The sequence below is a fragment of the Chitinibacter bivalviorum genome (assembly GCF_013403565.1).
Lineage (GTDB): Bacteria > Pseudomonadota > Gammaproteobacteria > Burkholderiales > Chitinibacteraceae > Chitinibacter > Chitinibacter bivalviorum.
In genome coordinates this window covers 759,239-770,927 of the sequence record NZ_CP058627.1, presented here as the reverse complement: position 1 = coordinate 770,927, position 11,689 = coordinate 759,239, and the positions used below count along the sequence as shown (strand labels likewise).

General features: G+C 43.9%; 12 protein-coding genes. 3 read left to right on the top strand and 9 right to left on the bottom strand.

Annotation, left to right across the window (positions count from 1 at the left end; translation table 11 throughout):
• Positions 1-34 precede the first annotated feature (34 nt).
• Both HQ393_RS03555 and HQ393_RS03550 read left to right on the top strand, forming a co-directional pair.
• A complete protein-coding gene (locus HQ393_RS03555; RefSeq protein ID WP_179357489.1) occupies positions 35-610 on the top strand; it encodes an SCO family protein in 576 nt (191 codons plus the stop codon).
• A complete protein-coding gene (locus HQ393_RS03550; protein ID WP_179357488.1) occupies positions 611-1,381 on the top strand; it encodes a flagellar brake protein in 771 nt (256 codons plus the stop codon).
• A 64-nt stretch (positions 1,382-1,445) separates the two neighbouring features.
• On the opposite strand, the gene HQ393_RS03545 is transcribed toward HQ393_RS03550, so the two are convergent.
• From HQ393_RS03545 to HQ393_RS17875, 9 genes are all read right to left on the bottom strand, one after another.
• Positions 1,446-2,621, bottom strand: coding sequence for an MFS transporter (locus tag HQ393_RS03545; RefSeq protein WP_218871283.1), 1,176 nt, complete (start codon positions 2,619-2,621; stop codon positions 1,446-1,448).
• Positions 2,618-2,962: an EscU/YscU/HrcU family type III secretion system export apparatus switch protein gene (locus HQ393_RS03540; protein ID WP_179357487.1), complete on the bottom strand. Its 345-nt coding sequence runs from the start codon at positions 2,960-2,962 to the stop codon at positions 2,618-2,620. Before HQ393_RS03540 ends, HQ393_RS03545 begins: the two co-directional genes overlap by 4 nt.
• Complete coding sequence (gene fliK, locus HQ393_RS03535; protein ID WP_179357486.1) at positions 2,952-4,136, bottom strand: flagellar hook-length control protein FliK; 1,185 nt, start codon at positions 4,134-4,136, stop codon at positions 2,952-2,954. The genes HQ393_RS03540 and fliK overlap by 11 nt, the downstream gene beginning before the upstream one ends.
• 2 nt (positions 4,137-4,138) lie before the next feature.
• Positions 4,139-4,549 carry a DUF2802 domain-containing protein gene (locus tag HQ393_RS03530; RefSeq protein WP_179357485.1) on the bottom strand — a complete coding sequence of 137 codons (411 nt, stop codon included), beginning with the start codon at positions 4,547-4,549 and terminating at the stop codon, positions 4,139-4,141.
• 28 nt (positions 4,550-4,577) lie between these two features.
• Positions 4,578-4,880 carry a flagellar protein FliT gene (fliT, locus tag HQ393_RS03525; protein WP_179357484.1) on the bottom strand — a complete coding sequence of 101 codons (303 nt, stop codon included), beginning with the start codon at positions 4,878-4,880 and terminating at the stop codon, positions 4,578-4,580.
• Position 4,881: 1 nt separating this feature from the next.
• A complete protein-coding gene (fliS, locus tag HQ393_RS03520) occupies positions 4,882-5,340 on the bottom strand; it encodes a flagellar export chaperone FliS (protein ID WP_179357483.1) in 459 nt (152 codons plus the stop codon).
• Between the two features lie 2 nt (positions 5,341-5,342).
• Positions 5,343-7,313, bottom strand: a complete 1,971-nt coding sequence (gene fliD, locus HQ393_RS03515) for a flagellar filament capping protein FliD (RefSeq protein WP_179357482.1) — start codon at positions 7,311-7,313, stop codon at positions 5,343-5,345.
• A gap of 35 nt (positions 7,314-7,348) precedes the next feature.
• Positions 7,349-7,729 (bottom strand): flagellar protein FlaG, encoded by a 381-nt coding sequence (locus HQ393_RS03510; protein WP_179357481.1) that lies wholly within the window; start codon positions 7,727-7,729, stop codon positions 7,349-7,351.
• A gap of 79 nt (positions 7,730-7,808) precedes the next feature.
• On the bottom strand, positions 7,809-9,293 hold the full coding sequence (locus tag HQ393_RS17875; protein ID WP_179357480.1) for a flagellin N-terminal helical domain-containing protein: 1,485 nt from the start codon (positions 9,291-9,293) through the stop codon (positions 7,809-7,811).
• A gap of 193 nt (positions 9,294-9,486) precedes the next feature.
• On the opposite strand from HQ393_RS17875, the gene HQ393_RS03500 reads away from it, so the two are divergent.
• Complete coding sequence (locus HQ393_RS03500; RefSeq protein ID WP_179357479.1) at positions 9,487-11,688, top strand: O-linked N-acetylglucosamine transferase, SPINDLY family protein; 2,202 nt, start codon at positions 9,487-9,489, stop codon at positions 11,686-11,688.
• The last annotated feature ends 1 nt before the right edge of the window (position 11,689 follow it).

Here is an 11,689-nt window from a genome sequence, read left to right as displayed (position 1 = left end):
TACTATTTAATTAACCATCATTTAGCAGCAAACCATGTCGAAATTGATACGCCTCGCGTTTATTTCATTCATTTGCACCTTATTGCTGGCGTGTTCAAAACCCGCATTTCAAGGCACAGATATTAGCCAAAGCCAAATTGGCGGTGGTTTTTCATTAATCGATCATCATGGCCAATTAAAAACTCTAGCTGACTATCAAGGGAAAGTTGTCGTGTTATTTTTCGGTTACACGTCCTGTCCCGATGTTTGCCCCACCACCATGGCGGAACTACGGAACACCATGAGCGAACTTGGCGAGGCAGCCAAAGACGTCCAAGTGCTATTCATTAGTGTCGATCCAGAACGCGACACTACACAGTTGCTCAGCCAATATGTCCCCGCCTTTCACCCTAGTTTTATTGGTTTAACGGGCAATAAAAGCCAAATAGATGCTGCAACTAAAAATTATCGTGCTATTTATCAAAAACAGGGTCAAGGAAATAATTATTTGGTCGATCATACGGCTGGAAGTTATTTAATTGACCGCAAAGGGAATACCCGCGTATTGGTCAATTATGGAGCAGGTGCAGCAACCTTTACCCATGATATTCAATTACTGCTGGCCGACTAGATGAGAATGATGAGCGAAGAAGAAATCCACGGCGTCAGCCCGATTCACGATGCACAAGATATTGCGCCGTATCTATTAAAAACGCCGCTTGAAATTGCCTATGTACTCAAAATGCTAGAGCAAACGCACACTAATGTCGCCGTCTACTTTAATGCTGGCCACGACATGATGCTAACGCGCGTGCTGCAAGTTGATAGTAAAAATAAGCAATTTTTTATTGATATTGGTGGTCATGAACCCACTAACGCCAGTTTACTTTTGGCCGATAAGGCGCTGTATGTTACCGCATTAGATGGCGTGAAGATTCAATTTTCAACGCTAACCCCAAGCCGTAGTTCGCTCGATGGTAAGCCTGCATTTTTGGTTCAATTTCCCAATGATTTAGTCAAACTACAACGCCGTGAGTTTTTCCGACTCACCACCCCGATAACTACGCCCTACACAATTAGCCTGAAACTAGCGAACAATAGCAGCATATCGCTAGATCTCCATGACATTTCACTTGGCGGCGTGGGCATCTGGCTTAAAGCAGAGCAGCACAAACTCTTTGAATTGGGTACGATCATTCACAAGGCAACGCTGGAACTCGGTGGCGTTGGCAGAATGCAAGTTGATCTAGAAATACGCAACGTGCATCTGATTCACTTGAAACAAGATATGTCCCGCTGGATGTTGGGTGTAAAGTTTGTTGACTTGTCACGCAGTAATGAATCGATCTTACAGCGATTAATGGTACAGTTGGAACGTGATAAAAAAGCATTAACTGGCTAACCAGCAATACCCTACTGGGTATTGCCAAAGACAATATTAATTCAAATGCATTCAGATCAATACCCTATTGATTCCGGTTTAGCCGTGGCGTAAGCAGAGCAATCATCAGTGATGCCAATGCCACTAGCGCCATCCCCCAGGCTAAGTTGCTTTCATGCGCGACAAAGCCAATCAGCGGTGGCCCCATCAAAGCACCTATCGACCCCATAGTCGTTACGGCAGCCAAGGCTACAGCACCGTGTTTGGCTGCCGCAGCATATACGCACGGGGAAACGGCGGCCAAACCAAGTCCTACCAAAGCAAAACCGAAAAACGCAGGAATCAGCCCGCCAACCAGTAAGGCTAATAGCAGGCCGCCACCCGCAATAAGCCCACCGCCAAGCAACAACTGCCGAGCCCCCAATTGAACTCGCCAACTGTCACCAAACCAGCGGGCGATAAACATCGTAATCGAAAAACAAGCGATACCAAGCGGAGCCAATTGAGCGCTTGCGCCTGTCATTTCCTTTAAATACAAAGCAGACCAATCGGACATCGAACCTTCGGCAATCGTCCCACACAACGCGATTAAACCCAGCCACAGCGCGGCGCCTTTTGGCAAAGCAAAACGTAGCCCATCGGTTTTTGCCTGCGGCTGATCAGCCAACAAATGGGGCACAGAAATAGCAACCGCCCCCCACAAAGCCGTAGCAGCAAGTAGAAAATGCACCCAGATTTGCTCCGACAGAAAGGTCATTCCTGATGCAACAAGTGCGGCAGCCAATCCACCCAAACTAAAAACCGCATGCAGCCGTGACATAATTGCCTGTTTACCTGCTACCTCAGTTAAAACGCCCTGTGCGTTCATACCGACATTGAGCAAACTAGCCAGTACACCTTCAAGCAGCATCACAGCAATTGCGGTTGGATAATTCGGAGCGAAGGCCAAAGCCACCAGCACTAATGGGATCAATGCCCCACTGACTAAGCAGGCCGTTATCGAACCAAATTTTTGCAAAATGCTTGCAGTGATTGGAAACGAAAACACAGCTCCTAAACCACTCGCCAGCAACAGAAACCCAACCTCAGCTGTTGATAAATGTAGCTGAAACTTTAATGCTGGAATTCGCGAGGCCCAAGTACCAAAATTAAAACCCAATACCAAAAATAACGTTGCTACAGCCAATTGAGTGCGGACAATGTGGGACTGGTTTGGAGTTGACTCTTGTTCTGACTGAAGTTTGATCGCTGAAGTGTTCACAAGGAATCCGGAGTATCAGCAGCAGGTAACTGATCCAGCTGCTCTGATAAATAACTAAAATCGGGCGCAGTAATCTCATCACCACGTTCGAGCATATAAATAAAGGCGAGTAATTCTGCCACAGCCCGATACAATTGGGGCGGGATTTGGCTGTCCAGATCAACTTGCATCAGCAATGCCACCATTTCGGGTGAGTCGTGCACGAAAATGCCTGCTTCTTTGGCCTTTTCGATGATGCGCTCGGCCATCTGCCCTTTGCCTTTGGCAACAACGCGCGGAGCAGCACTCCCCTCACGATAGGCTAAGGCGATAGCCTGAGCACGCTTGGGTTTAATGTTCATCACTCTCGACCCTGCTCGCAACCAATTTCAAGCCCGCGGCATCAAAGCGGCGCATCAATTCCGGCTGCTGCTCGCGTAACAACTGCAATGTGGCCTCACTCCCAGCTTGAAAGCGGAGTTTGAATTGCCCATCCTGCAACTGAGCGAGCACCCCAATTGACCCGAGCTTTGGCAAATCAAGATTCAAGCGAGTCTGCCATTGCTGCTGAACATGCTCATTTTCAGCATTGGCATCACGATCAACATCGGTCTCAAGCTCCCAGCGCAGAGCTTGCCCCGGCCAAGCCTGACCTTGCCAAATTAATGGCTTGTTTTCCAGCAAATCAATTTGCTGCCGAACAATCTGATGCAAGCCCTGCTCATCGAGAATTTGCGAAGTGGACGCATTCTGCAACTGAGAATCGACTGCCAATTTAGCTGCATTTTGAGCCATTTGATTAGCATTTGTATTGCTAATTACGGAATTTGTGTTTGTATCCGATACGTCATAATTTCGCATTTGCGGCATTGGAGTTGCAGCCAGCTCGGTTTTGCTTGAAGTCATCGATGCAGTGCCTGCAGGCAATGACGAAGCCTTATTTCCATGTATTAAGGCTTGCGGTTCCGAAAGTAAAGTTTGTAATGTGCGCTGACCCGTAGCCCATTCAGCTTGATGCGATTCGTAAAACAAGCCACTTTGCGCTAACCGGCCCGCTAATTGGCTCGCTAATTGGGCAGGATCAGGTTTACCCGCAAATAAGGGTTGAGATTGCTGCAATGTAGACGCACTCGCCGTCTTTTCATCTTGTTTTAGTAGCTCACCAATTAAAGTGGCACCTTTGCTTAATGCCACATTTGCATCTTTGCTAATCGATTCAGTGCTTAAAGCTTGAGGTAAATTTGTTGGCGACAAATTAGGATTGAGCCGGAAAGTGAGTTGCGGCTCTTTGCTCAGCACTGTGAGCTCAAATTGATCACCAGGCTGGGTATTTCGAGGCAGATTTAGATCGAGCAATTGATCTTTGATAAGTACCGCAAAACGACCATTATTGAGTTGATTGGTCACCACTGCCTGTACTTTTTCACCGACCGTTAGGCGCAAATCATCAGGTGAAATCCGTACCGTATCAATCACGCTTTGTTGAGCGCGAATATAGTTTCCAACTAAAGTACTGGAAGTATTGCCGGGTAACATGATTACCCCTTGTACACGCCGTGGTAAATTGCGACGATTAAATCAGCTTCAGCCCGCGAAAGCCCGCATTCATCAACTAGTTTGGGTGCATCTGCGCCGCTTTGCGCCATACGAATTGCTTGTGCATACAAAGAATCGCCAGATTCAGCTGCATCAGAAAGCTCGTCAATTTGACTCGATGACGGATTATTTACACGAGGCATAGCAGAAATTGCGGCCACCCTAATTTTAAGTAGTTCAATTTCCTGCTCTAATGCCTCAATTCTTGCAGAAGAGTCTTGAACAATATGCGGCGGTGTATTTTTTCTATGCCGAAACCACATAAACAGTAATTCAGCGACATAAAACAACACCAGCACAACGCCAATATAGAGGAGTTGTGCCCAAGTCAAAAACAAACCGGCTTTATCCACGCCCCCTCCTATATATTTCGATACCTGTTTAGCGATATTTTTCGTCTAATTTTCGAGCTTGCACTTCGTTCTGCAGTAATGCCTGTAATTCACTATGCCAAGCCTGCGTTAATGGAAGCAATTGCAGATGTAGTTCTTGAATTGTAAGTAACAAACTTTTGATCCTACTTTGCATGGTAGCATCATACTTTGACCAAGTAATGCTCGGCAGATCTTGGCTTAAAGCATCATACTTAGCCGATTCAATTTCAAAATCATCCCATGCTTCATCTTTTGCTAAACTCAAAAGATGCTCAGAAGCCTGTAATAACTGCTGCAACTGATCGATCATCTTAAATTCGACCATAATTGAGCACACCCGCAACGACAGGCGAATCAACTTGTGTAGTATTAGCCGCACCCAAAACGGGATCAATGCTCAGCCAAGACTCTCGCAAATCATTCATCAACGCTAAAATCTGATCCAAAATAAGTTTATCATTTTTCATATTAGCCATTAACAACTGGTAAGCCGCATACTCGTACAATGCATCTAAGTTCTCCGCCAATTCTCCACCAGCAGTTTTATCGAGTGAAAGCCGTAACCCCTCCTCAATAATCGCGACAGCTTTACTAATTGACTTTCCTTTCTCAGCAATATTGCCTTGACCCATCTGGAATTTTGCCGCATTGATTGACTTGATAACACCGTCAAACAACATCACTACCAACCGATGAGGGCTAGCTGACTCAAGTTGATGTTCAAGGCTTGCACTGCCATAGGCATTAAGTGCTTTTCTATTTGCATTCATAATTATGCCTTAGGCAGATTCGCCAGTTGTTTAGACAACCAGTCACTGGTACTTTGCATTTTTGTCACGGCTAAATCTAGCGCTGTATATTGCTTTCGATAACGTTGCTCAATATCTACCAATCGACGGTTAAAGCGATCTGTTTGCTGTGAGATTCTCTTTGCTTCTTGATTCATTCCATCGATACGTGATGCAACTTGACCCGTAGACGAAAGCATATCACCTACTACAGAGTCTAATTGATAGCCTAAACCACGCGAAAAATTAATTGTTCCTCGGTCAGCTCCATCAGGAGAACTAGCAGCACCGCCCAATACCGAAAACTTCAATCCATTATCTAAAGTTACTTGCTGCCCTACCCCAGTTTTAATGCTATTTCCAACCTTCACCTTAACATCGAGCCCAGGTGTAGCAACAGTTTGTGCTGTACCTAATAAACTACCCGTGAGACTCAATGTGGCATCAGCACCATAGCGTGCATTTGTAATTTGTACTTTATTATCAGTCCCTATTGAAACATTAACCTTGGCACCGATATTTTGTAATGTTGAATCCGAATTGATGCGGGTCTGTAATTCAGCAGCCAACTGTGCTGGAGTATAGCTTCCTACTGTTAATGTAATGGATGCGCTTGTACCGTTTACATTAATTCCAAATGTATTATTATTTCCATCAACAACAAAAGGACCACCTGCGGGGGTTAACGCGTCACTGCTTAAGGTTGCTTGTGTCGCATTATTAATTACTGACACGGCTAAATCATCTAAGGAAGTAGTATTTTTATCAAAAGTATCAATTCGGATTAATGAGTCACTAGCCCTTGAGTTACTAGCAAATAAACTGATGACACCTTGTGGGTCCTTTGACATGGCAGCATTAAATTTGGTCGTATCGACTGATAACACGCCATTTTTATCAAAAGATACACCGACACGAGATAACGAATTGTAATCGCCACCTGTTCCGGAAATCATTTGCGTCATCGCTTTACGTAGCGAATTTTGCATCGACCGAACAGCTACATCACCATTTAATAAGCCAGAATTTTGCGTTTTTGGATCATAGGAGGTCAGATCGCCTAGCATTTTTGATAAATCATTATAGGCTTTAACAAAATCTTGAACATTTTTGGTGATTGCCCCGGTATTCTGGCTGACACTCATATTTACCGCTGAAGTAGTAATTTTATTGAGTGTCAACGTAACTCCATCGACAGCATCACTCACTGTATTTGTGGACTTACTAATTGCAATGCCATCGATTTTCAAATTGGCGTTTTGTGCTGCTTGCGTCTGAGCAAGATTACTTGCACCTCCGGTCGCAGCATTAAAGGCTAACATAGACAGACCGGATGTATCCGAATTGTCACCATCACTATCTGTAGTCGTAATTTTTAATGCATTGGACTCCCCCGTATCGGTAGAAACCATAGCCAACTTATAACCGCTACCGTCATTCACGATACTCGCAGTCACTCCTACGCCTGCCTTATTTATAGCATCTCGCAAACCAGTAAGCGTATTATTACTAGCATCAATTGTTATTGTTTTTGAAACTTTGTCTGGGTTAGCGGTAAAGCTCGTGGTAGTGCCACTCGTTGTATATTTGCCAAATTCAATTGAAATCGTACCTGTACCCACAATTGATGTGGGTGCCGTTAGGGCTTTAGACGCTAGTTTTTGATTTTGCGCTAACTGTGAAACCTCGACAGAAAAATTACTTTTTGCTGCGGTTTTGCTGGCCGATATTCCAACAAAATCACTAGCGGATGATGTTGCGGAGATAGTCGTAAAATTATCCGCATTAGCTAACTTTTGAGCAGAGCCTTGAAAAGTAGCCAACGCGCCCTTAATGGTTCCATAAGCACTAATCCGTTGCTTAATACCGACATTTCTAACGTCGAATTTTTGCAATGGCTGCTTTTCAATTGCCATTAACTGACTAACAATTGAATTCACATCGATCGTGCCCATGATTTAATCCCCTCAGAACTTTAACTAGACCCAACTTAGGCTTTATCTCTGACAAGAAGCCCTTGCAGTCGATCAAGCGCCTTAGCAATGCTAATCACTTCAGCACTAGGTATTTGGCGCAAAATTTCTTTTGACTTTGTATCAATTAGGCGTACTAGTTGAATCTTCGTATCCTGATCGGTACTAAATTCAAGACCCACATTTTGATTTAATGCTTGTACGGTTTCGTTGATTTTTTTGACGGCATCTTCAACATCTTTGGCTTGCTGCTTTGGATCAATAGCCTGAACAGCCGTTGGCCCAGCCTGAACCGGGGCAACGGCCTGCTCCGCCTTAATTGTTCCATTCTGGTGGAGAGTTTCATTCTGCGTCTGCGATGAAAGCGCAGGCGTTACATTCACTGATTGAATTTGCATGATGCACCTCTTCTTGCAAAGATGCCCCAGTACGTGTTTCGCACCGGGGCATACTTAGTTTACCTCAATTCACTGCTAATTAGCCGCGGAGCAAACTCAACACTTGGTTAGGCAATGCATTCGCTTGCGCCAGCATCGCAGTACCCGCTTGTTGCAAGACCTGAGCTTTCGCCAAGTTCGCTGTTTCGTTTGCATAATCAGTATCACGAATACGGCTACGTGATGCAGACAAATTTTCTGAGCTGGTTGACAAGTTAGAGATCGTGTTTTCAAAACGCGATTGCAAGGCACCCAAATCTGCGCGTGAGCTACTCACCTTTGAAATCGCAGCATCAATCGTTTTCAGAGCATCCTGTGCACCACTAAAGGTTGAAATATCGATGCCAGATACCGCTTTTAATGATGATGTTGCTGACGCAACAGCATTCGTCGTAGTTGGAACGATAGAGAACGCACTTGCTGAGTCAAAAGTCAAAGTCCCGCTTGCTGTTGCTGACGCCGCGGCTGACCCCCCTGAAGCCAGGGTCTGGCCTGCACCAACTGCGGCAAGGGAAGTATCTAATTTGCCAACAGTAACACTACCAGCATTAGTATTACCTGAAGCTGCAGTTACAGTTATATCATTGCCGTTTGAGTTTGTTAATACGATAGCTGTACCACCCGAATTCAACTGAGCAGTAACTCCAGTCTTTGAGGTCTGGTCATTAATAGCCGATAAGGCCGTTGCCAATCCAGCAGAACCTGTTGCCGCACCCAAAGTAAAGTTAATCGTTTGGCCTGCAGAACCATTATCAGAGGCCAAATTGATCGTATACGCACCAGCAGCAGTAAAGCCCAAAGCAACATTTGTTGTTGCTGTAGCAGTCACACCAGTAGCAGATGTTTGGTCATTGATATTTTTAGCCATGGTCTGCGCGGTATCGCTGGCAGTAACGGTAATGTTTTTAGTGCCAGCAGAACCAGATACGGCGATCGTACCACCAGTAACACCATTGGAACCAAAAGCACCGCTTGAAGCTGCGGGACCTGAACCTGCAGTAGAAATTTGGTTATTTCCATACTGATTGGTGCGGAAGTTACCAGTTGACGCCTGAATGGTTTGACCTGCATTGGCCCCGACTTGGAAATTGGCTGTACCAAAGGTACCATCCAGCAAGTTTTGTCCATTGAACTGCGTTGTTGTTGAAATGCGATCTAACTCAGAACTTAGCTGTGCAACCTCTGCCTGCAAGGCTTTACGGTCGCTTGAAGTATTGGTTGAGTTAGAAGATTGAACCGCCAACTCACGCATCCGCTGCAGCAAATCAGAGCTAGTTGACAATGCCCCCTCAGATGTTTGTGCCAATGAAATACCGTCATTTGCATTGCGCCGCGCCTGATCAAGACCGCGAATCTGGCTGGTCATACGATCTGAAATCGCCAAGCCCGCAGCATCATCTTTGGCACTATTAATCCGCAAACCTGAAGACAAGCGCTGCAGAGAAGTACTCAGCATGCTTTGCGATTTATTTAAGTTATTCTGTGAATTTAACGATGGAACGTTAGTATTAATGACTTGAGCCATGATGAGTATCTCCTAGAACAATTGATTGTAGAACCGGCGGGTCACAACCTTGTTCACACCGCCTACAGGAAAGTTATCGACTTTTGTTTGTGCAACTTTAGGCTCGACCATAAATAAAATTATTTGCGGCTAACTTCGCAAGTGATCTATAACCACCTACAATAAACGCTCGCAACCTTACAAAAAGCAAACTATGCGCAAAGTAAAAACGCACCTCCAACGTCAATTCCACGCTGAAAAAACCGTTGCGGATACAGCATATCAAGCAGGTGATGCGACAAAACTCAAACAATTATGCCAACGTATTTTAGTGTCCGATCCTTGCAATGAATATGCCACTTGCAACCTTGGACACATACTTGCGACTGAGGGCAAGATTCAAGAAGCCATACAAATTACAGAACGTGGCTTAGAAAAATCTCCCGATAGTGGCCAGCTCAATCTTAATCTAGCCTCCCTTTATGCTTCGATGAATCGTTTCAGCGAAGCAAGTAAACATATTGAAATTTCACTGCAAAAAAATCAACGTGATGCAAATGCATGGGTATGCAAGTCATATATTTCTAAAAACCTCTGCAATCAAGAGGACGTTTTTCTCTCATGCAACAAAGCCCTTGAGCTTGAACCTAATAACATTACAGCGCTAAACAACTTAGCCACGTATTACCTTGAAAATGGGCGGCCAAGAGAAGCCGTACTTAGGTATCGTGACATCATTGAAAAAACACCAAATAACATTGACATGGCCAGAACAAATTTATTGTTTGCCATGCAATATGACGAAGAGAGCACTTTAGATGAGATCGTTTATGAAAGTAAAAAATATGCAAATCTAATTGAAAAAGCAGCCACTGTTACAGTGAACCACAAAAATAAACCTTTGCCATGGAGAAAATTACGAATAGGTTTTTTATCTGCTGACATAAAAAGCCATCCAGTCGCTTATATTTTGGAACCTTTACTAGCACGACTAGATAGAACTCAATACTCAGTATATGCTTATCACACAATTAGTAATGGAGATGCATTAACTGAAAGACTCGTAAAATACTTCGATTCATTTAAATCTATTGCATTCAAAACTATAGATGAACAATGCAAAACAATTCAAGCAGATGAAATTGATATTTTAATTGATCTCTCTGGTCATACGGCTGGTAATGCGATGCGTGTACTAGCCGAAAAACCAGCTCCTGTGCAAGTTACTTGGCTAGGATACCCTGGTACAACGGGGCTATCTAATATTGACATTCGCATAACAGATGAAATTATTGACGAAAATGCGACTGATGAAGAGTATTCTGAAAAATTATATATTTTGCCCGCACCTTTTTGTGTCTATCGCCCTTGTGCAAAAAATCCAATTCAACGCTACTGGCCGGAGTACCAAGTCAAACCAACGCCAGCACTAACCAACGGCTATATTACATTTGGCACATGCAATAATCTTTCAAAAATAAATAGTCGTACGCTCAATGCATGGGCTGATATATTAAGGCTAGTCCCAAACTCGAAAATATTGTTTGAAGCTTGGGGCATGGATGATTCTGAGAGCAAAAATGCGCTTATTGCAAAATGCAATTCACATGGAATCGCAACTGAATGTCTTATTCTGGAACCAAGGACTGCAAATAATCAATACCTTACCTATCATAAAATTGACATCAGCCTAGACACTTTCCCATTAACAGGGGGAAATAGCACCTTTGATGCCCTCTGGATGGGAGTGCCTGTAATCACCCTAGCAGGAAGGTCATATCGGGAGCGGATTTCGACTTCGATTCTTACAGCACTTAATCAAGTAGATTGGATTGCCAATGACATCAACTCATATACTGAAAAAGCATTCAATCTAGCAAACGACATTGTGACACTTAATCAAATAAGACAAGGGCTTCGAATCAAACTAGAAAAAAGCCTTGCAATGGATGAAGTAAGATTCAGTATTTATTTTGATAATGCACTTCGCCAAGCTTGGATCCATTGGTGCGAAAAACAAAATGTAACAATTGAAAATTCACCAGAAATTCCAAAGCATAAAACACAAGTATTTATCGGCAGTGGCCAAACTAAAGACTTAGCTGAAATGTTGACTCAGCTTCAAGTGACAATCAGCGCAAAAGAATGGAACAAGGTTTACTATCAGGCCAACCTGATACTTGAATCAGTACCGCAGCAAGCGGAAGCACTAGCAGCATTTGCGGAAGCTGACTTTGCGAACGGCTACTCAATGGCTATTTCGTACATGAGCCATGCATTAGATAACGCACCGAACAACCCAAATTACTACATTCGATTAACTGAGATGCTTATTGCTAACGGTGATAACATTTCGGCACAGAAAATTCTTAAACTACTAGAACTCCGGATTAGTCAGAGCATAATAAAACAATAAA

Bases quoted from the DNA above. Each gene is read 5' to 3' on its own strand.
- HQ393_RS03555 (WP_179357489.1), top strand. From the start codon at position 35: ATGTCGAAATTGATACGCCTCGCGTTTATTTCATTCATTTGCACCTTA.
- HQ393_RS03550 (WP_179357488.1), top strand. From the start codon at position 611: ATGAGAATGATGAGCGAAGAAGAAATCCACGGCGTCAGCCCGATTCAC.
- HQ393_RS03540 (WP_179357487.1), bottom strand. From the start codon at position 2,962: ATGAACATTAAACCCAAGCGTGCTCAGGCTATCGCCTTAGCCTATCGT.
- fliK (WP_179357486.1), bottom strand. From the start codon at position 4,136: ATGTTACCCGGCAATACTTCCAGTACTTTAGTTGGAAACTATATTCGC.
- fliT (WP_179357484.1), bottom strand. From the start codon at position 4,880: ATGATCGATCAGTTGCAGCAGTTATTACAGGCTTCTGAGCATCTTTTG.
- fliS (WP_179357483.1), bottom strand. From the start codon at position 5,340: ATGAATGCAAATAGAAAAGCACTTAATGCCTATGGCAGTGCAAGCCTT.
- fliD (WP_179357482.1), bottom strand. From the start codon at position 7,313: ATGGGCACGATCGATGTGAATTCAATTGTTAGTCAGTTAATGGCAATT.
- HQ393_RS03510 (WP_179357481.1), bottom strand. From the start codon at position 7,729: ATGCAAATTCAATCAGTGAATGTAACGCCTGCGCTTTCATCGCAGACG.
- HQ393_RS17875 (WP_179357480.1), bottom strand. From the start codon at position 9,293: ATGGCTCAAGTCATTAATACTAACGTTCCATCGTTAAATTCACAGAAT.
- HQ393_RS03500 (WP_179357479.1), top strand. From the start codon at position 9,487: ATGCGCAAAGTAAAAACGCACCTCCAACGTCAATTCCACGCTGAAAAA.